The organism is Bradyrhizobium sp. HKCCYLRH3061, from assembly GCF_051168015.1.
Classification (GTDB): Bacteria; Pseudomonadota; Alphaproteobacteria; order Rhizobiales; family Xanthobacteraceae; genus Bradyrhizobium.
The window spans coordinates 33,397-52,208 of the sequence record NZ_JBNPUE010000006.1; the positions used below are offsets into that span (position 1 = coordinate 33,397).

Genomic DNA, 18,812 nt, shown 5'->3' on the forward strand with positions numbered 1-18,812 from the left:
AGCACGATCTGTAAGGTCTGACAGCACTGTCAGGGTCAAGAGGGTTTCAGATGAAGATCGGCGAACTCTCCCGGAGGACGGGAGTGAGCATCCGGATGCTGCGATACTACGAGGACGAGGGCTTGCTTGCGCCGCAACGGACCGCGTCCGGCTATCGCGACTACGGGCCGGCGGACGAAGAAGCCGTGCGCCGGATCAAACTGCTCGGCGCCGCCGGGTTGACCCTCGAGACGATCAAGCAGTTGCTCCCGTGCGTGCGCAACACCCGTCCGGACTTCCGGCCTTGCGACAATCTGCGACGCGTGCTGGCGCAGCAGGTCGGCCTCATCGATCAACGCATCGCGGCGCTCAGCCAGAGTCGGACGGTCCTCGCAGGCTTTCTATCGAGCGTGAACTGATCGCCATTCACCCGCCTGCCCAGGAGAGCCCGTATGAAGCTCTATTCGTTCTGGCGGTCGCTCGCGAGCTTTCGCGTCCGCATCGCGCTCAACCTGAAGGGCGTCGCCTACGAGCAGGTGGCGGTCGATATCGACCGGCAGCAGCATCGTGGCGGCGGCTATGCCGCGCTCAACCCGCAGATGGCGCTGCCGGCGCTGGTGCTCGATGACGGCACGGTGCTGACGCAGTCGCTGGCGATCCTCGATTATCTCGACGAGGCCTGTCCTGGCGCTGCGCTGCTGCCTGGCGACGCCAAGGGGCGCGCGCGGGTGCGGGCGCTGGCGGCGATGATCGCCTGCGATGCGCATCCGCTGACGACGCCGCGGGTGCAGCGCTATCTCACCGAGGTGCTGCACGTGGACGACGCGGCGCGCGCGGCCTGGCTCAGGCACTGGGCCGCGGAGATGCTGGCCGCAGTCGAGGCCCAGCTCGCCGGCCATGCCGCGACCGGCCGGTTCTGCCATGGCGATGCGCCGACGATGGCCGACATCTGCCTCGCCGGCCACGCCGTCTTCGCGCGTAATCAAGGCCTCGACCTCGGCGCGACGCCGACGGTGCAGCGCGTGTTCGAGGCGGCGATGGCGCTGCCGGCCTTCGCCTCCGCCCATCCGCTGGCGCAGCCGGACACGCCGGCAGCGCTGCGCGGCAAGCCGGCGGCGTCGTAGCCTCCTCTCTTTGTTGAGCATGATCCTTTCGGAAAACCGGTTTCCACTTTTCCGGATCATGCTCTACGCCACCACCAGCAGCGCTATCGCGCCGGCTGGCTGCCGTCCCGTTTCATCCAGTCGCGGAACTGCTCGAACAGGACCCTGGTCTCGTCCTCGCTCATCCGCCGGCCGCCGGTCGGCGCCCGCGTGCTCATCCACGCGTCGAACTGCTGCTTGACGGCGGCGCCGTCGGCCTGCGGCGGGCGCGTGCTGGCCAGAAGCTCCTCCGCGGCGCGGAAGCGGGTCCAGCCGGGCAGTGAGGAGGCGAGGTTGATCTCATTCCATTTCGGGTGGAACGGCGGCTGCTTGAACTGGTCGAACCGCTTGAACAGATAATCGACGAAGCGCGCGACGCGGCGGTAGCGTTCGGTCTCCGGCGGCCAGTTGTAGACCGCCAGGACTTGCGGCACGCCGATCGTCTCGACGCTCTCGCCGGGCTTGAGCAGATTGGGATAGTCCTGCGAGGTCAGCTTGGTCGGCACGTAGTAGTCCTGCAGGCTGCGCGCGAACGGAATCGGCAGGAAGTGAAAGCCCGGCTCGGGCTTGAACTTGGCGAACAGATCGGTCGGCTTGCCGGTGACGTGGACGACGCCGGCGATCTCGCCGCTGCGCATCTTCTCCAGCGCCAGCGAATTGTTGATGAACACCTTCTCCGCGCCGATCTTGAGCCGGTCGAACACGATGCCGCCGGTGAGGTTGGCGGCGCTGCCCACGGTGTTGAAGGAGACCTTCTTGCCGGCGAGATCCTCCAGCGTCCTGATCTCCGGGCGGACATAGACATGCATCTCGTTGATGTAGAACGAGCAGATGTAGCGGATCCGGCTCTTGATGTTGGCGAGCGTGCCGTTGCGGACGAACTCGTCGAGCACGTCGGCCGAGGTGATCGTGACGTCGACGCCGCGCAGATAGAGCAGGTCCTCGATGTTCCCCAGCGCACCGTAGGTCACCATCGGCAGCACGCGCAGGTTCGGCCGGTCGTCGAGCACCTTGGCCATCTCGGCGGCGAAGCGGATGTTGGTGCCTTCGAGCAGGCCGCCGGCGATGCCGACCGTCCATTCGTTGGACTCCTGCAGCTTGCCGCCTTCGCCGGCCGCGACGGCCGTCGCCGCCGCCGGCCTTCCGGTCCGCGCCGTCTGTGCCGTGGCTGGCAGCAAAGGTGCCGCCAGACTCAATCCCGCCGCAACGACGCAACTCAACACCGCGACCCGCATGCCCCAAATTCCTCCGTTGCCGGCCACACGGCGATCGTGAGGCACGGCCGATTTTCGCGCATTATCTCCTTGGTTGACGAATGAGGTCTACTACTCGCCGGTTGGTCGCAGCCGGGTCTGCTGCGAGGCGCATCATCGCCACCAAAAAGCCATAGGCTTGATTGCGCCTCGGTCTGGACGGAGAAACGCCGCGGTATCAGTCCGCGAGTCGTCGCCTGATCGCACCCGGCCGAAATGGCACAGTGGAAACCGGTGCAGCTTGCGGTTGTGGGGCCGTTTGTCGCTGGACGTTCGTGCGGCGGAGCTTCCCGGCCTGCTGCGAGATGCCGACCTCGGCGATGCCGGCGCGATCAGGCGCCGGTCTTGCCGGCCTTGGCGCAATAGTCCCGCCAGAACTGCCGGTAGCCGGCCTCGACGCAGCGCGTGTAGTTGGCGACGTCGCCGGCCGGCGAGCGCGCGACCAGGCCGGGCAGCTCGGGCCGCAGCTTTGCCAGCAGCTCGGGCTGCGCGGCAAAGCGCTTGGCGATCCGGATGTAGCCGTCGTCATCGCCGGCGACCCAGTCGGCGAGGCCGGCCGCGGTCAGGATGCCGCCCGCGGCGCGCGATGCCGCGCCGGCGCCGAGCTTGGCGACGACCGGCACGCCCATGTAGAGCGATTCGAACGTCGAGATGCCGCCGTTCTGCGGGAACGGATCGAGCGAGATGTCGATGCGCTCGTAGGATTTGAGATGCTCGATCCGCTCGCTGGCGCCGAGGCAGAGGATGCGCGCCTCGGGCACGCCCTGGGCGACGAAGCGGGCGAGCAGCCCGTCGCGCACCGCGGGATCGTTCAGCGCGAGATGCTTGATGACGAGCTTCGCGTCCGGGATCTCGGCGAGCAGCCGTGCCCACAGCGCGATCGCCGCGTCCGAGATCTTGTCGATGCGGTTGTAGACGCCGAAGGTGACGTGGCCGTTCGTCAGCATCGGCAGCGGCGACGGCGGAACGTCGCGCACCGGATCGATCGTGATCACCGAGGGCAGGTCGTGGACGTGCTCGGCAAACAGCGGCCGGACGCTCTCGGGCACCGTGACCGGATCGGCGAAGAAGTAGTCCATCGTGGCGAGGCCGGTGCCGGTGCCGCTGCCCCAGGCCGTGACCTGGATCGGCGCCGGCTTGCGCGCGAACACCGGCATGCGCGTGCCCGTGGTGTAGCCGGAGAGATCGACCAGGATGTCGACGCCGTCGGCCTGGATGCGGTCGGCCAGCTCGTCGTCGGAGAGGCTGGAGGCCTCGACCCAGACGTCGGCAATCGACTGGAACGTCGCGGTGTAGGAATCGTGCCGCGGCGAGGTCGAGTAGCAGTTGACCTGGACCTGCGTCTTGTCGTGGCCGCGCAGCACGGGCAGGAAGGCGAAGGCCGCCGAATGCATGCGGAAATCGGCCGAGACGTAGCCGACGACAATGCGCCTGTCGGGATCGAGCGAGCGCGGCGCAAGCTTGCGGCGGGGGAATTTCGAGCCGACCGCCATCCACCAATATTGCCGCGCCGCCTGCTGGACGGCGAAATCGGCGCCGGGCAGGAAGTCGAGATAGAAGATCTTCTTGGTGATCGCCTCGTCATAGTCGGGCTGCACCGCGAGCGCCTGGTCGAATTGCGCGATGGCGCCGGTGACGTCGCCGAGCCGGCCGCGGCAGGCGCCGAGCAGGGTGAGCGCGACCTGCGCCTTCGGATTGGTGTCGAGCACGCGCTTGCAGGCGGCCATCGCCTGCGCGACGTTGCCGTTGAGGATGCAGATCTGCGCCTTGCCCTGCCATCCGATCTGCAGATGAGGATCGAGCGTCACGGCGGCATCGAAATCGGCCTCGGCTTCCGCCGTGCGGCCGGAGATCATGTAGAGCCGGCCGCGATGCGCCCGCAGCTCGGCATGGGCCGGGCGTGCGGCCAGCGCCGCATTCAAGGTCGCTTCCGCCAGCTCGTAATGGTGCAACTCGAGATGCGCGAGACCCTTGTTGACCGTGGCCTCGAAATGGTTCGGATTGAACGCCAGCGCGCGCTCGGCGCTGGCGGCGGCGGCGTCCCAGCGCCGCAGCATCAGCTCGGCGACGCTGCGATTGCACCAGGCGTCGACGTCGTCGGGCTTGAGCTCGAGGGCGCGTGTCGCGGCGGCGAGCGAGGCCTCGCCCTGTCCGAGCCGCAGCAGCGCGATGGCGTGGTTGCGCAGGGTGATCGGCGCGTTCGGCCGCAGCGCCAGTGATCGCTCCAGCGCGGCGCGCGCCTCCGCGTAGCGCTCGCAATTGATCAGCGCCCAGCCGAGATTGGACTGCGCGTCGGCGGAATTCGGCTCCATCGCCACGGCCTGGGTCAGGAAGGCGGTGGCCTCGGCGAAGCGCGCCGACGACACCAGCGACACGCCGAGCAGATGCATCGCATCGAAGCAGCCGGGGACTTCCTGCAGCAGCTGCGCGCACAGCGCCTGCGTCTCCGCCTGGCGCCCGGCCTGGAACGCCTTGTACGCCGCCGCCAACTGCGTCTCGACGAGCTTCTTCTGCTTCTTTTCCTGCCGTGCCTTCTGGAAGGCGCGCGAACCGACGGTGCTCAAGGACTTGGGTCTCCGGACAGACAGGACGGCAGGGCGTCGGATGCAGCGACGCGCTGCGGCCGGCAACCGGGCCGCCGCCATGCCCGGCGGCAGCAAAGCCCAGGATGTCCTGTGGTCGTCCGGTCGCCGGCCACGCGCAGGCGCGACGCGGCAAAGCTTGCCCGCGCCATGGTTAGCAAATGGTTAACGGGGTGGCGGGGAGGAGCCTTTGCGCCCGCGAATGCCCGGAGAACGACGGTGGCAGGTCGCGCAGGGCGGATCAGCGCCGCGTCATCCGCCCGCTGCCGATGTCACGCCGACGAGAAGGCGCCGCCCTAGCCGGGCACTGCCGTCCGGCACAACATTGCAACGCGCGCTCACTCGGTGCACCCATCGACCAGCAACAACCGGCTGGTCGTGGTGCGGTGCCGGATCGCGAACAGGTCCTGGATCTCCGGATCAGCGAGGAAGTCGGTGGCGTGCTGGCGCGACGGGAATTCCAGGATCACGATGCGCTCTGGCATCCAGCCGCCTTCGACCGGCGTTGGCACCGCGCCCTGGACGATGTAGCGGCCGCCATGCCTGGCGATGAAGGCGGGGATTTTCTCCATGTAGGTCTTGAACGCCGGGAAGTCGTGAACGGCGAGATCGAGGACGAGATAGGCTTTCATGACATGCTCCACGCAGGGAGCTGCGATCATACGATCCAAACTTGGAGTGCAAACCCATCCGCCCGCCGGTGCGTGACCGGATCCCTCCGCAGGCCATTCCGGGCTCGCGCTGCCGCGCGCTCCGGAATGGCGGTGGAGAGAGGGATGGCTCGAATCGCTGCCGCCTACTTGCCCTTCTCGATCTTGGTCACCGTGTAGCCGGAGGCGTCCTCGACCGCCTCGAACTTCACCTTGTCGCCGGCCTTGAGGCCTTTCAGCAGCGCGGCGTCCTTGACGCGGTAGACCATGGTCATGGCCTCGTCCATGCCGAGGCTCTTGGCCGGGCCGTGGTGGAGCGTGATCTTGGCGTTGGCCTCGTCCACTTTCTTGACGTCGCCGCTGATCGCCTCGGCGGCGAAGGCGGGGGCAACAAGCGCAAGGGCCAGCGCGGCAGCGGTCGTGAGCTGAGCGAATGTCTTCATGTGTCGTTCCTTCTGCTTAATTGACTCGATGCGTAGGGCGGATCAGCGAAGCGTGATCCGCCGCGTTTCTGAGGCGGTGCCGAATGGCGGATTACGCTTCGCTGATCCGCCCTACGAACTACGAACCTGCCGTCACTTGACGGTGACGTGGCCGGTCATGCCGAACTCGCGGTGGTCGGGGATCAGGCAGGAATATTCGAACGTGCCGGGCCTGGTGAACCGCCACAGCAGCTCGGCGGTCTTGTTCGGCGCGAGCCGGGTGCCGTTGGGCTCGTCGTGCTCCATGTGCGGGTGCTTCTTCATGACCGCGGCGTGCTTCAGGTTCTCGGCCTTGGTGGCGAGCAGGAACTCGTGATCCTCCTTGCCGGTATTGCGCAGCACGAAGCGGATCTGCTCGCCGCGCTTGACCTCGATGCGCGCCGGCGTGAACTCCATCTCGCTCAGCAGCACCTCGATGGTGCGCGATGGCTGCTTGGGATCGCCCGGCTCGCCGGCGGAATAGCCGCGCGATCCGTGCGCCTCATGGGCATCAGCCGGTGCGGCGATGATCACGGCGGTGGCCAGCGCCGCGCTGATCGCGATCGGAATCTTCATTCGTAGTCTCCAGCTCGTTGTGTGGCGTTTAGTGCATCTGTCGTCAGCGTTGTGTTCGGATCTGCGTCGCGGCACTCCCGGTTCGTGGCGGCGGCTCCGGCGCGTTCGCGACCTCGTAGGCCACGGTGCCCTTGGGGAACTGATAAGGGCCGGGATCGCGGTAGTCGTCGCGGGCGAGGCCCTCGCGCACCTTCACGGTCGTGAACATGCCGCCCATCTCGATCGGCCCGAACTGGCCGCTGCCGGTCATCATCGGCAGCGTGTTGTCGGGCGAGGGCATCTCCATGTTGCCCATCGCCATGCCGGTGTTGCCCATCACCATGCCGTCGGGCGCGAGCTTGCCGACCGCGGCGGCCAGCTCCTTGCGCGGCACGCCGATCAGGTTGCGCATGTCATGGCCCATCGCATTCATGGTGTGGTGCGACTTGTGGCAGTGGAACGCCCAATCGCCGGGATTGTCGGCGGTGAAGTCGAGCACGCGCACCGCGCCGACCGGCACGTCGGTGGTCGTCTCCGGCAATTGCGCCGTTTCCGGAAGCCAGCCGCCGTCGGTGCCGATCACCTTGAACTTGTGGCCGTGCAGATGGATCGGGTGGTTGGTCATGGTGAGATTGCCGATGCGGACGCGGACGCGATCGCCGAGCCGCACCGGCAGCGGGTCGATGCCGGGAAACACCCGCGCATTCCAGGTCCACATGTTGAAGTCGGTCATCTCGTTGACCTTCGGCAGATAGCTGCCGGGCTCGATGCGGTAGGTCGACATCACGAACACGAAGTCGCGGTCGACCGGAGGCGGCACATGGTCGCGCGGATGCACGACGATCATGCCCATCATGCCCATCGCCATCTGCACCATCTCGTCGGCGTGCGGGTGGTACATGAAGGTGCCGGCATGCTTCATCTCTAACTCGTAGACGAAGGTCTTGCCGGGCTTGATGTGCGGCTGCGTCAGGCCGCCGACGCCATCCATGCCGCAGGGCAGGATCACGCCGTGCCAGTGCACGGTGGTGTATTCCGGCAATTTGTTGGTGACGAAGATGCGGAGCTTGTCGCCCTCGACCGCCTCGATGGTCGGGCCCGGCGACTGGCCGTTGTAGCCCCACAGATGCGTGGTCATGCCGGGCGCGAACTCGCGCGTGACCGGCTCGGCGACGAGATGGAATTCCTTCCAGTCACCGTTCATGCGGAACGGCAGCGACCAGCCGTTGAGCGTGACCACCGGCTGATAGTCCGGCCCCGCCGCGGGATGCAGCGGCGGCTGCATCACCGCCTTGTCCATGGTCGGCGCCTCGGGAATGGCGGCGGCCTGGACGCGGCCGGAGACGGCGGAGGCGCCGGCCAGCGCCGCGGAGCCGAGCAGGGTTCGGCGTGACAACATGTTGGCTCTCCTGTCAGTCATTGCCCGGCGCCAGCGCGCTCGCGGTCTGCTGTGTCGTGTCTTCGCCGCCGGTGCCGCCGCCATTGACGGCGGCGGACAGCTCGGCTTCCGCAAGGAAGAAGTCCCTGACGGCGTCGATCGCGGCCCGGCGCGACGCCAGCCGCTGCCGCGCCTCGAGCAGCAGGGCGAAGATGTCGACCTGCATGCTGGAGTACCGCAGTTGCATCTCCTCGCTGATGATCCGGCGCAGCGGCAGCACCTCGCGGGCGTAGTGACCGGCGATGTCGAAGGCCGCGCGATAGCTGCGATAGGCGTCGCGCGCCTCGGAGCGGACGGTGACGGCGCGCTCGGTGAGGCGGTTGAAGGCGATGTTGTAGGTCTCGGCCGCCTGCCGCACGCGCACCTCGCCGCCGTCGAAGATCGGGATCTGGAACTGCACGTCGTAACCGCGTTCGCGGATGATGCGGCCGTCCGGCTCGACGGTCTTGCGGTCGACGCCGGCGAGATCGAGCAGCGTGACGAAGCGTGTGGCGTCGGTGAGCTGCAGCGAGGCGGCGAGCGCCGTGAGCTCGAGGCGGGCGATCTGCAGATCGATGCGATGGCCGACGGCATCGGCCTCGACGAAGGGCTGGCTCAACGGGCGGCGCGGCAGCGCCGGCAGCCGGTCGGGCAGGCGGAAAGCGAGATCGTCGCCCCACAGCCCCATCAGCCGGATCAGCCGCTCGCGGGCGCTTCCTGCCGCGCGGCGCGCGGTGGCGAGCTCGGCCGTGGTCTCGGCATAGAACACCTGCTCGCGCGCCTGATCGAGCCGGTTGAGCGCACCGGTCTCGCCGAGTTTCGCGGCGAGCTTCGCGGTCGCCTCCGCAGCCGATTGCGCCTCGACCAGCAGCGACACCAGCTCGTTGGCGGCGACGACGCGCACATGCGCGCGGCGCACGTCCGCGGCGAGCCGCAGTGTCGCCAGCGCCGCCTTCAATTGGGCCTGGCGAAAGCGCTCGCGCGCGATCTCCGAGCGCAGCGGCAAGGTGGCGAGCGCCAGGATGTCGCCGGCGACCTGGCGCTCGGCCTCCAGCGCGCCGTCGCCGCTGATGCGCATCAGGGAGAAGGTCGGGTTCGGCGGCAGGCTGGCCTCGACCATGTCAGCCTCGCTGAGCGCGAGCGCGTTGTAGGCGGCCTGCAGGCCCTTGTTGTTGAACAGCGCGACCTGCACGGCGGCATCGGCCGACAACGGCCGGGCGAGCAGGCGGCGCGTCGCAGCGCGGGCGCGCTCGGCGTCGTCATCGCCTCTCACGGAGGCGACCTCCTTGCCGGTGGTATGGCCGGTGATGTCCGCGACCGCGCCCATGCCGCCGTCCGGCGAGAACGAGGCACAGCCTGCGAGCGCAAGTGCTGCAGCGAGCGCCGCGAGCCTGATGATACCCTGCATGTGGCGCTCCCTAGCGGCTCGGCTCGGGGCGCGATGCGCCGGGGTCGGTGCGCTGGCCCCAGGCGGCCGGCGCGGCCGGGCGCAGCGGCGTGTAGGGTCCGACGACGCCCGACACGCGCACCGGCGCGACGCTCGCCGCCGGATCGGCCGGATCAGCCCCGGCCAATGCGATCGTGCGCGGCTGGCAGGCGGCGAGGCTCGTCGCGACAAGCAGTGTCAATGCGCTGGCGACGATGGAGAATGGCAGGATGCGCCGCGCCGGACATGCGGCAGCGGGCGTCGCCATGGATTGCGACAACATGAGGTATCCTTGGTCTGTCGATGAATCGCGAGCGGCCGCGCCACCTGGGCGCGAAGCCGGCGTTTTTCGCTCAGGCCAGGACGATGGGGGGGCGATACAGGCGCTGCGGCGTGCGACCGGGCAGGCCTTCGTCGCGCGGCGTCACGCTGGTGGCGGCGAGCGAGGCGGGGAGGGCGACCGCCGGCAGCGCGGCAGCCAGACCCACCGCGCACATCATGGCACAGCAGGGGCCTGGCATCTTGTCATGATCGTGGTGCGACGGCGCGGGAGCTGGAGTGTGCATCGCGACGTCGGCGACAGGGTGATCATGATGATGGGCGTGCGCCGCCATGGTCTGCGGCATCGCCGTCATGACCATCCCGTGGCGAGCCGCGTCATGAGGGGAGACAACAGCGGCAACGACGGGCTCGTCGAGACAGGGCGCCCCACTGCCGAGCGCGAGCGCCACACCCGGGCTGACCACGCAGATGATGTAGGCAAGGACGAGCAGCCGTCCTGCCACCATCAGCATCTTTCGTGTCAGTCCCAGGGACATGCGTGCCCAAATCTCTCCAACCCGGCGCAACCTAATGACAAAGTGTCGCGCCGCCAAGAGGGCCGAACCGTGATCGTGCAGGTCCCTCCTGCTGCGCTGCTTCTGCATGCCCAATGCCGCAGCAATGTGGCTTGACCTGATGCGGTGCGGCAACGAAGTTGCAGGCATCGTGCACGGACCCCAGACAAGATTCGAGGAAGCGCCTCACTTCATTCCGGACTCGCGCCAGGCTTGGGCGCGGCTGGCGCTTGCGCTCGTCATCGGCTCCATCGGCGGCGCCGGGATGTGGACGGTGGTGGTCGTGCTGCCGGTCGTGCAGGCCGAGTTCGCCGCCAGCCGCGGCGCCGTCTCGCTGGCCTATACGCTGACGATGTTCGGCTTCGGCCTCGGCGGCGTCATCGTCGGCCGCATCACCGACCGCTTCGGCATCGTCACCGCGATGGCGCTCAGCATCGCGACGACCGCCGCGGCCTATCTGCTCGCCGGCGCGTCGGTGACGCTGTGGCAGTTCCAGGCGGTGTATTTCCTGATCGGGCTCGGCTCGTCCGTCACCTTCGCGCCGCTGATGGCGGAGGCGTCGCACTGGTTCGTGCGCTATCGCGGCCTCGCCGTCACCATCGTCGCCTCCGGCAACTACGTCGCCGGCACGGTGTGGCCGCCGCTGGTGAACTGGGGCGTGCAGCAGATCGGCTGGCGCGCCAGCCATGTCGCACTCGGCGTCTTCTGCGCGGTGACGATGAGCGCGCTGCTGCTGGTGCTGCGCGCCCGCATGGACGGTGCGGGCGCACAGAACCATGCCGGTGCGGCGCCGCCGCAACTGGAGCTGCCGATCTCGACCAATGCGCTGACCGTCCTGCTCAGCATCGCCGCGATCGCCTGCTGCGTGGCGATGGCGATGCCGCAGGTGCACATCGTCGCCTATTGCGGCGATCTCGGTTACGGCGTCGCCGTCGGCGCGCAGATGCTGTCCTTGATGATGGCGCTCGGCATCGTCAGCCGGATCGGCTCCGGCTTTCTCGCCGATCGCATCGGCGGCATGCGCACGCTCCTGATCGGCTCGCTGGCGCAGGGTTTTGCGCTTCTGTTCTATCTGTTCTTCGACGGCCTGACGTCGCTCTATCTGATCTCGGGCATGTTCGGCCTGTTCCAGGGCGGCATCGTGCCGAGCTATGCGATCATCGTGCGCGAGGCGATGCCGGCGCGCGAGGCCGCCACGCGGGTCGGCATCATCATCTTCGCCTCGGTGTTCGGCATGTCGTTCGGCGGCTGGGTCTCGGGCGTCATCTTCGACGCCACGGGGTCCTATTCAGCGGCCTTCGCCAACGGCATCGCGTGGAATGGCCTGAACCTCGCGATCGTCGTGACGCTGCTGATCCTGGCGCGGCGGCAACACCGGTTGGCGGCCTGAACGCAACGCGTTGCACGGGAGCCACAGCCGGAGTCCGATATCCGGTTTATATGCACGTCGTCATACAAAATCCCGGCGGCTGCCGCAAATCCATCGAATCACCTCCCGCAACTATCGACCTCGATCGGAGCCGATCGTGGCCGTTTGGCCTCGGGCGCGCTCCGCATCGCGAGGTTGGTTGTCGCGAGGTCTCAGCCGAGGCCGCGGTCGCCCGTCGCATGCCTGACGCAGGCAGGCCTCGAGGTGAATGCTCCGGACCGGTCGAGAACGCTGCGGCGGCATCGCGATGGTGCAGGAGGCCGTTGCGCTATGTCCATCGTTTCGAAGGCAGCTTCGCAAGTCGCGCTCGCCGCGCTCGCAGCCGGACTCATGATGAGCCAGGTGTCCGCGCAGGCGTGGCCGCAGCTCCAACAACAACCGCCGCAGCCGCCGCGCCCGGCAGCGACCCGCTCCATCATCGTGCCAGTGGCGCCGGCCGCCCGGCCGAACGGCGCGCCCGTGATTCCGGCGCCGCCACGTCCCGCCGGCCTGCCGGCGTCGCTGTCGCCCGCGCCCGGCAGCGGGCCGGACGTGTGGCGGCTGCCCAACCCGACCGACGTCAACGACGGCACCGTCACCATCATCACGGCGCCGGCCGGCGGCGCCACCTCCGTGTTCGGCTCGGACATGGCGCGCGTCCTCGACGACCAGACCAACGTCCGCGTTCTGCCGGTGCTCGGCAAAGGACCGGTGCGCAACGTCTCCGATATTCTATTCCTGAAGAGCATCGACATGGGCGCGGTCGCCGCCGACGTGCCCGAATTCTACCGCCTGCAATACGGCATCCCCGACATCACCTCGCAGCTCCGCTACATCGCGCGGCTCTATCACAACGAGGTCCATGTCATCGCGCGGTCCTCGATCCGCTCGATCTTCGATCTGAACGGCAAGCGCATCATCGCGCCGACCGATGTCGGCTTCTATTCCGCGCGCGTGATCTTCCACCGTCTCGGCCTCACGGCGTCGTTCGACTACGCGACCGACGACGCCAAATCGATCCAGAAGCTGATCGATGGCGACGCCGACGCCTACATCGTCTCCACCGGCAAGGTGTTCCAGCTCGCCCGCAACATCAGGAACGACAACCGCGCGCTGCACCTGGTGACGATCCCCTACGACCGCCGGCTGCAGGACCTCTATCTGCCGACGACATTGTCCTCCGAGGAATATCCGAACCTGCTCAACCCCGGCGAGACGATCGAGACGGTGGCGATCGGCATGCTGCTCGTCAGCTACAATTGGCCGGAGCATACCGAGCGCTACCGCAAGGTGGCGCGCTTCGTCGACGCGTTCTTCGCCAACTACGACGAGTTCATGAAGCCGCCGCGGCATCCGAAATGGCGGGAGTCGAGCATCGTCGCCGCCATCCCGAACTGGAAGCGGTTCAAGGCCGCGGAAGACTGGCTGCTGGCGCACAACATGGTGCCGCGGCCGCAGGTCGCCGACGTGCAGCAGACCCAGTTCGAAAGCTTCGTGCGCCAGAGCGGCGGACAGCTGTCGAACGATCCAACCGAGCGCAGTGCCCTGTTCCGCCAGTTCCTGCAATGGCGCCAGCAGCATGGCGGGCCGCCGACGCCGTCGCGCTGAGCTGTCAGCTCGCCGTTGTCTACTTCGCGAGCTCTTTCGAGCGCGCCGTGGCCGCGGCGACCGCCTTGGTCAGCAGCGGCTGGAATCCGTCGGCTGCCATCAGCACCGACAGCGCCGCGGCGGTGGTGCCGCCGGGCGAGGTGACGTTCTGGCGCAGCGTGGCGGACGGCAGGTCCGATTGGCGCAGCAGCTCGCCGGCGCCCGACACGGTGTGGCGCGCGAGCGTCGTCGCCAGGGGCTCGGGCAGGCCGGCGGCGACGCCGGCGCGGGCGAGCTCCTCGGCGAGCAGGAACACATAGGCGGGACCCGAGCCGGACACGGCGGTCACCGCATCCATCAGCGCCTCGTCATCGACCCATTCCACCGCGCCGGTGGCGCGCAGCAGCGCGTCGGCGAGCGTACGCTGCGCGGCGCTGACATTGCCGGCCGGCACAGCCACCGTGATGCCGCGGCCGATCGCGGCCGGCGTGTTCGGCATCGCGCGCACAACGGCGCCGCCGACGGCCCGCTGCAGGCTCGCAATCGTCGTGCCGGCCATGATCGACAGCACCAGCGCCCCGTCGCCAACCCACGGCTTCAGGGCCGGAGCGGCGTCGGGAAACATCTGCGGCTTGACGGCGACGATGACGACCTCGGCTGGCGCGCTGCTGGCCGGATTGAGCCGCACGCCCTTGGCGACGAGCGCGGTGACCTCGGCCGAGGGCATCGGCTCGATGATGACGACGCGCTTCGGATCGAGCCCGCCGGCCAGCCAGCCGGTCAGCATCGCCCCGCCCATCTTGCCGGCGCCGGCCAGCACGATGGTGCCGGTGAGCTGATGAAGCAGGTTGTTGTCCGCTGATGTCACGACGCACTCCGCTGTCGTCCCGGCGAACGCCGGGACCCATAACCACCGGCGGTTCTAGTGGGGCGAGGGCAGAGCGACAAGCGTCTCGGCTCACACATGCATCACGCGGTATGGGTCCCGGCGTTCGCCGGGACGACACCGAGTGTGTCGAGGCCACGGCGGCTTACGCCTCGCCTTCCGTATCGAACAGCGCCGCGGCCATGGCCTCCTGGGTCGACTTGCCGGCCCAGACCACGAACTGGAAGGCCGGGAAATAGCGCTCGCAGGCGTGGATGGCGCCGGCCAGCATGCTCTCGCATTGCAGTCCCGACGCGGTGATGCCGCCCGGCAGCACCAGGGCCTGACGGTGCATCACCATGCCGGTGTGGGTCCAGATGTCGAAATGGCCGAGCCAGAGCTGCTCGTTGATCGCGGCGATCAGCCGCTGCACCTCGGCGCGGCGGGCCTCGGGAATCTTCATGTCGAAGGCACAGGCCAGATGCAGCGCCTCGATCTCCGCCATCCACGTGAAGGAGAGCTGGTAGTCGGTCCACTGGCCCTTGGAGGCGATCGTGATCTCGTCCTCGCCGGAGCGCTCGAACATCCAGTTGTTGTCGGCCGCAATGGTCTCGACCACGCTCAGCGGATGATCGGCGGAATCGATAGTGCTTTCGAGCAGGGACATGCCGTCTCGACCTCGTCTTCTTGATCTCGTTGGTACATACGCGGCGACCCGGCCCACGCCCTCGCGGCGCTTCGAGACCCGGCTTGCAGTCCCGGAGGTAACCCGGGCGTGCGAGGACAAACTGATGTGATTTGCGGAATCTGCGCAACGGGGGGGCGAGTCCGTCCACAGCCAAACACCGCTTCGTCCACAACTCCTGTCCGGCCTGTGGAATCATCGCCGAATGAGAACAAAACGGAATCGGATTCGCCGCAGCCGCTCCGTCCGGGCCGATCCGGCCGTGGGAACGGCCGCGGGCGACTGCATGGCCGCCCGTCGCGGACTGCGGGCGTGAGGCCTTGCCGCAGCCGCCGGCCGCCTGCATAGTTCGTTCAGGCCGTCCATCCCGGGCGGCCGATGTTCTCAGGGCGGGGCGAAATTCCCCACCGGCGGTAAGCGTTCCCGGTCGAGCGCGAGCCCGCGAGCGCCTTGTCGGCAAGGCTCGGTCTGGAGAATTCTGTTCTCCGGAACGCGCCGCGCAGAGAAGGGTCAGCAGATTCGGTGCGATTCCGAAGCCGACGGTCACAGTCCGGATGAAAGAGAACGGGTCCCGGCACCCCGCGCATGTCAGCGTGGGGGCGTCGTCGTTCCGTATGCCCTGATTCTGGTCTCTGACGAGGATAACCATGAATCAGATGTTGCAAGACGCGCCTACCGATACTCCCACCGACACCCTCACCGCAGCCACGTCGCCGCCGGCGGACATGTCGGCCGCGTCGCCGCCCGACGAGTCGCCACCGGCGCCGTCGCATCCGCGCTTCAGCAAGCCGCAGCGCATAGCCTTCGTGCAATCGGCCTGGCATCGCGACGTCGTCGCCGAATGCCGGGTGGCGTTCCTCGACGAGATCGAAGCACGGAATATCCCGCGCGACCGCGTCGACATCTTCGAGGTGCCGGGCTCGTTCGAGATCCCGCTGCATGCGCAGTTGCTGGCGAAGACGCGGCGCTACACCGCGATCGTCGCGGCCGGTCTCGTCGTCGACGGCGGCATCTACCGCCACGAGTTCGTCGCCGACACCGTCATCAAGGCGCTGATGGACGTTCAATTGCGCACCGAGGTGCCGGTGTTCTCCGCGGTGCTGACGCCGCAGCAATTCCACGAGACGCAGGCGCATTTCGAGTTCTTCCGCAAGCACTTTGCGACCAAGGGCATCGAGGTGGCGACCGCCTGTGCCGAGACCTTGCTGAGCCTGGAGCGGCTGCGCGGCCAGGTCGCGGCGGGGATCATCTGAGGCTGACGACGTGTGGCCGGTTGACGCCGGCCACACCTGATTCGACGTTCGAACTCAGCTCTTACCGCGACGGCAGTCGGCTCCCCTCCCCGCAAGGGGGAGGGGGCCCACCGCCGTTGCGGTAAGAGTCCCGCATCTCACTGTCGCGGAAGGGTCGCTAGGCGCTCAGCGCTCACGCAACCCCAGCGACATCACGCCCCCTCCCGCTCCCCGCCTTGTGTTGTCAATTTCCTCGCCGCACCTGTAAAACATCCGCGGGAGGAGGCTGGCCCGTGGCGACGGGCGGCCGGCAAGGATGATCGAAGGATACGATCCTTATCTCGTCGCGCTCTCGGTCGTGATCGCGAGCCTGGGTGGCTATACCGGTTTCAGTCTCACCGCGCGCATCCGCAGCGGGCCGGGAGAGAACGCGCGCGTGCTGCTGTCCGGCGCCGCCGGCATTCTGGCCGTGGGCATCTGGACCATGCATTTCGTGGGCATGATGGCGGCGCCGCTGCCGGCCGATGCCGTCTATCTGGTGCTGCCGACCATCATCTCGTTCCTGATCTGCGCGCTCGTGATCGGCATCTCGCTGTTCTTCGTCAGCATCGGCGATCCCTCGCCCCGGCGCGTCGTTCCTTCCGCGCTGCTGCTCGGCGCCGGCATCGCCAGCATGCATTATGTCGGCATGCACGGCCTGTCCGGCTCGTTCGGGCTGACGCATGATCCGGCGCTGGTGGCGCTGTCGGTGGCGATTGCGATCGGCGCCGCCTATGGCGGCCTGCGCATCTTCCTGGCGCGGCAGGACGGCCTGCGGCTCGCCATCAGTGCGGTTGCGTTCGGCATCGCCGTGTCCGGCATGCATTACACGGCGATGCTGGGAATGCATGTCGTGCCGATGGGCGAGGGACATCATCACGCCGCACCAGGACTTGCTGCGTCGCCGCAAGCGCTCGCGATCGTCGTCGCCGTGCTGTGCTTCGTCATCGCCGCCGGATTTTTGCTGTCGCTGGTGCCGGACCCGCGCCGTCAATCGCAGCCGATGCCGGCCGTTGCCGAGGCTGCGCCGCAATTGGCGCCGGAACCGGCCGCGCCGGCGGCCGAGTCGGTGGTCGAGGTCGCCGCCATGAGCCGGGCAACGGCCGCGCCGCTGGGGGGCATCGGCCAGCCGCCGCGCGCGACCGCGGCGCGATTGCCGCTGGAGGGCGCCAACGGCACCCATTTCATCGATGCCGGGGACGTGCGCAGCGTGCGCGCCGATGCGCACTACACCCGGATCCACGACGGCACCCGCGAGCGGATGTGCCCCTGGTCGATCTCCGAGGCTGAGGCGCAGCTCGATCCCGGCCGCTTCATCCGCGTGCACCGCAGCCACATCGTCGCGATCGAGCATGTGATCTATGTCGGCCGGGAAGGCGAGGGCGCGATCATCGAGCTCGATGGCCCCTCGAAGCCGCGCGTGCCGGTGAGCCGCGCCAAGGTCGCCGAGGTCAAGGCGCGGCTCGGGCTGCGGCGGCCGGCCTGAGCTCAGCGTTCATTTCGCGGCCGCAACAGAGCGCCGCCATTCTTCGCAACGCATCCAACACCGGGCGCGCGTCTCGCGCGGCCGCGCATGCCGTCACTCGCGCGATTGGGTCGCGCTCGCTGACGCAATTCGTGCGCGGCCAGCCGCATTTCGTGCGATTTCGCCGCTCTCCGTGCCGGCTTCGTTGCGCGGCCGGCTGTCACGATCGACGCTCCGCGCCAATCCGCGATGCGTCCGCGTTCGCACTTCGCTCTCGCAGCACGAACGCCCGCCGCAACAACGCGACGGCCTTGCCGGCAAGGCAGGCCAGCACAGGAGAGGACACGTCATGATTCCTGGCCCGTTCGACTATCACCGGCCGGCGAGCGTCGGCGATGCGATCAAGCTGCTTGCCGACCTCGGCGACGATGCGCGACCGCTCGCCGGCGGCCACAGCCTGCTGCCGATGATGAAGCTGCGGCTGGCGACGCCAGCGCATCTGATCGATCTGCACGGCATCGCCGGGCTCAAGGGCATCCGCCGCGACGGCGACCGCATCGTCATCGGCGCGATGACCACGCAGGCCGAGCTGCTGGCCTCGACTGAGATCGGAGCCAGCCTGCCGATCCTGCACGAGACCGCGCTGTTGATCGCCGATCCGCAGGTGCGCTACCGCGGCACGCTCGGCGGCAATGTCGCCAATGGCGATCCTGGCAACGACATGCCGGCACTGATGCTGGCGCTCGATGCAAGGTACCGTCTGGAGGGGCCGAACGGCGCCCGCGAGGTCGCGGCGCGGGAGTTCTACCAGGGGGCCTATTTCACCGCGCTGGAGCCGGGCGAGATCCTGACCGGAATCAGCATTCCCGTTCCGCCTGCGGGCCACGGCTACGCCTATGAGAAGCTGAAGCGCAAGGTCGGCGACTACGCGACCGCCGCGGCGGCCGTCGTCTTGACCATGGCCGGCGGCAAGGTGGCGAGCTGCGTGATCGCGCTCACCAATCTGCACGAGACGCCGCTGCTCGCGACCGACGCGGCGAACGCCGTGATCGGCACGGCGCTCGACGATGCCGCGCTAAAGGCCGCCGCGACGGCGGCGCGCGCGATCATGCAGCCGGCGTCCGATGCGCGCGGCCCGGCCGAGTACCGCAAGCATGTCGGTGGCATCATGGTGATGCGCGCCCTGCAGCGCGCGGCGAGCCGGGCGAAGTAGCCGCGTTTGCTGACGCC

General features: G+C 68.2%; 18 protein-coding genes and 1 riboswitch. Of the genes, 7 read left to right on the top strand and 11 right to left on the bottom strand.

The annotated features are described in order from the left end of the window. The first annotated feature begins 50 nt into the window (after positions 1–50). Together ACQR2C_RS12465 and maiA are read left to right on the top strand one after the other, a co-directional pair. Positions 51–398, top strand: a complete 348-nt coding sequence (locus ACQR2C_RS12465) for a MerR family transcriptional regulator (RefSeq protein WP_316177507.1) — start codon at positions 51–53, stop codon at positions 396–398. A gap of 33 nt (positions 399–431) precedes the next feature. Next, complete coding sequence (gene maiA, locus ACQR2C_RS12470; RefSeq protein WP_434881241.1) at positions 432–1,103, top strand: maleylacetoacetate isomerase; 672 nt, start codon at positions 432–434, stop codon at positions 1,101–1,103. Positions 1,104–1,186: 83 nt separating this feature from the next. On the opposite strand, the gene ACQR2C_RS12475 is transcribed toward maiA, so the two are convergent. The 9 genes from ACQR2C_RS12475 to ACQR2C_RS12515 all read right to left on the bottom strand — a co-directional run bounded on the left by ACQR2C_RS12475 (position 1,187) and on the right by ACQR2C_RS12515 (position 10,283). Beyond that, positions 1,187–2,356: a TAXI family TRAP transporter solute-binding subunit gene (locus ACQR2C_RS12475; RefSeq protein ID WP_434881242.1), complete on the bottom strand. Its 1,170-nt coding sequence runs from the start codon at positions 2,354–2,356 to the stop codon at positions 1,187–1,189. 350 nt (positions 2,357–2,706) lie between these two features. After that, complete coding sequence (locus tag ACQR2C_RS12480; protein WP_316237623.1) at positions 2,707–4,938, bottom strand: tetratricopeptide repeat protein; 2,232 nt, start codon at positions 4,936–4,938, stop codon at positions 2,707–2,709. 356 nt (positions 4,939–5,294) lie between these two features. Next, complete coding sequence (locus tag ACQR2C_RS12485) at positions 5,295–5,588, bottom strand: DUF1330 domain-containing protein (protein WP_434881243.1); 294 nt, start codon at positions 5,586–5,588, stop codon at positions 5,295–5,297. 164 nt (positions 5,589–5,752) lie between these two features. Next, positions 5,753–6,049, bottom strand: a complete 297-nt coding sequence (locus tag ACQR2C_RS12490; RefSeq protein ID WP_434840225.1) for a copper-binding protein — start codon at positions 6,047–6,049, stop codon at positions 5,753–5,755. Between the two features lie 132 nt (positions 6,050–6,181). Then, positions 6,182–6,643 (bottom strand): cupredoxin domain-containing protein, encoded by a 462-nt coding sequence (locus tag ACQR2C_RS12495; RefSeq protein WP_434840226.1) that lies wholly within the window; start codon positions 6,641–6,643, stop codon positions 6,182–6,184. A gap of 43 nt (positions 6,644–6,686) precedes the next feature. Then, positions 6,687–8,021, bottom strand: coding sequence for a multicopper oxidase family protein (locus tag ACQR2C_RS12500; protein ID WP_434881244.1), 1,335 nt, complete (start codon positions 8,019–8,021; stop codon positions 6,687–6,689). 13 nt (positions 8,022–8,034) lie between these two features. Next, a complete protein-coding gene (locus ACQR2C_RS12505) occupies positions 8,035–9,447 on the bottom strand; it encodes a TolC family protein (RefSeq protein WP_434881245.1) in 1,413 nt (470 codons plus the stop codon). A gap of 10 nt (positions 9,448–9,457) precedes the next feature. Next, positions 9,458–9,748, bottom strand: coding sequence for a hypothetical protein (locus ACQR2C_RS12510; RefSeq protein ID WP_316177528.1), 291 nt, complete (start codon positions 9,746–9,748; stop codon positions 9,458–9,460). Between the two features lie 70 nt (positions 9,749–9,818). Beyond that, positions 9,819–10,283, bottom strand: coding sequence for a hypothetical protein (locus tag ACQR2C_RS12515; RefSeq protein ID WP_434881246.1), 465 nt, complete (start codon positions 10,281–10,283; stop codon positions 9,819–9,821). A gap of 169 nt (positions 10,284–10,452) precedes the next feature. Here ACQR2C_RS12515 and ACQR2C_RS12520 point away from each other — a divergent pair, with 169 nt between their 5' ends. Continuing rightward, positions 10,453–11,691, top strand: a complete 1,239-nt coding sequence (locus ACQR2C_RS12520; RefSeq protein ID WP_315803254.1) for an MFS transporter — start codon at positions 10,453–10,455, stop codon at positions 11,689–11,691. Positions 11,692–12,000: 309 nt separating this feature from the next. After that, positions 12,001–13,317, top strand: coding sequence for a TAXI family TRAP transporter solute-binding subunit (locus ACQR2C_RS12525; RefSeq protein WP_434881247.1), 1,317 nt, complete (start codon positions 12,001–12,003; stop codon positions 13,315–13,317). Positions 13,318–13,336: 19 nt separating this feature from the next. On the opposite strand, the gene proC is transcribed toward ACQR2C_RS12525, so the two are convergent. Both proC and ACQR2C_RS12535 read right to left on the bottom strand, forming a co-directional pair. Beyond that, positions 13,337–14,164 carry a pyrroline-5-carboxylate reductase gene (gene proC, locus ACQR2C_RS12530; protein WP_434881248.1) on the bottom strand — a complete coding sequence of 276 codons (828 nt, stop codon included), beginning with the start codon at positions 14,162–14,164 and terminating at the stop codon, positions 13,337–13,339. A 163-nt stretch (positions 14,165–14,327) separates the two neighbouring features. Continuing rightward, positions 14,328–14,828, bottom strand: coding sequence for a YbjN domain-containing protein (locus tag ACQR2C_RS12535; RefSeq protein WP_315714059.1), 501 nt, complete (start codon positions 14,826–14,828; stop codon positions 14,328–14,330). A 394-nt stretch (positions 14,829–15,222) separates the two neighbouring features. Further along, positions 15,223–15,416, top strand: a riboswitch (FMN riboswitch). 77 nt (positions 15,417–15,493) lie between these two features. Between ACQR2C_RS12535 and ACQR2C_RS12540 the strand changes: the two genes are divergently transcribed. The 3 genes from ACQR2C_RS12540 (at position 15,494) to ACQR2C_RS12550 (ending at position 18,795) form a co-directional block, all read left to right on the top strand. Then, positions 15,494–16,099 (top strand): 6,7-dimethyl-8-ribityllumazine synthase, encoded by a 606-nt coding sequence (locus tag ACQR2C_RS12540; RefSeq protein WP_316177535.1) that lies wholly within the window; start codon positions 15,494–15,496, stop codon positions 16,097–16,099. 295 nt (positions 16,100–16,394) lie between these two features. Continuing rightward, positions 16,395–17,603 carry an MHYT domain-containing protein gene (locus ACQR2C_RS12545; RefSeq protein WP_316177536.1) on the top strand — a complete coding sequence of 403 codons (1,209 nt, stop codon included), beginning with the start codon at positions 16,395–16,397 and terminating at the stop codon, positions 17,601–17,603. A 328-nt stretch (positions 17,604–17,931) separates the two neighbouring features. After that, positions 17,932–18,795: an FAD binding domain-containing protein gene (locus tag ACQR2C_RS12550; protein ID WP_434881249.1), complete on the top strand. Its 864-nt coding sequence runs from the start codon at positions 17,932–17,934 to the stop codon at positions 18,793–18,795. Positions 18,796–18,812: the final 17 nt, after the last annotated feature.

Bases quoted from the DNA above. Each gene is read 5' to 3' on its own strand.
- ACQR2C_RS12465 (WP_316177507.1), top strand. From the start codon at position 51: ATGAAGATCGGCGAACTCTCCCGGAGGACGGGAGTGAGCATCCGGATG.
- maiA (WP_434881241.1), top strand. From the start codon at position 432: ATGAAGCTCTATTCGTTCTGGCGGTCGCTCGCGAGCTTTCGCGTCCGC.
- ACQR2C_RS12475 (WP_434881242.1), bottom strand. From the start codon at position 2,356: ATGCGGGTCGCGGTGTTGAGTTGCGTCGTTGCGGCGGGATTGAGTCTG.
- ACQR2C_RS12485 (WP_434881243.1), bottom strand. From the start codon at position 5,588: ATGAAAGCCTATCTCGTCCTCGATCTCGCCGTTCACGACTTCCCGGCG.
- ACQR2C_RS12490 (WP_434840225.1), bottom strand. From the start codon at position 6,049: ATGAAGACATTCGCTCAGCTCACGACCGCTGCCGCGCTGGCCCTTGCG.
- ACQR2C_RS12495 (WP_434840226.1), bottom strand. From the start codon at position 6,643: ATGAAGATTCCGATCGCGATCAGCGCGGCGCTGGCCACCGCCGTGATC.
- ACQR2C_RS12500 (WP_434881244.1), bottom strand. From the start codon at position 8,021: ATGTTGTCACGCCGAACCCTGCTCGGCTCCGCGGCGCTGGCCGGCGCC.
- ACQR2C_RS12505 (WP_434881245.1), bottom strand. From the start codon at position 9,447: ATGCAGGGTATCATCAGGCTCGCGGCGCTCGCTGCAGCACTTGCGCTC.
- ACQR2C_RS12510 (WP_316177528.1), bottom strand. From the start codon at position 9,748: ATGTTGTCGCAATCCATGGCGACGCCCGCTGCCGCATGTCCGGCGCGG.
- ACQR2C_RS12515 (WP_434881246.1), bottom strand. From the start codon at position 10,283: ATGTCCCTGGGACTGACACGAAAGATGCTGATGGTGGCAGGACGGCTG.
- ACQR2C_RS12525 (WP_434881247.1), top strand. From the start codon at position 12,001: ATGTCCATCGTTTCGAAGGCAGCTTCGCAAGTCGCGCTCGCCGCGCTC.
- ACQR2C_RS12535 (WP_315714059.1), bottom strand. From the start codon at position 14,828: ATGTCCCTGCTCGAAAGCACTATCGATTCCGCCGATCATCCGCTGAGC.
- ACQR2C_RS12540 (WP_316177535.1), top strand. From the start codon at position 15,494: ATGAATCAGATGTTGCAAGACGCGCCTACCGATACTCCCACCGACACC.
- ACQR2C_RS12545 (WP_316177536.1), top strand. From the start codon at position 16,395: ATGATCGAAGGATACGATCCTTATCTCGTCGCGCTCTCGGTCGTGATC.
- ACQR2C_RS12550 (WP_434881249.1), top strand. From the start codon at position 17,932: ATGATTCCTGGCCCGTTCGACTATCACCGGCCGGCGAGCGTCGGCGAT.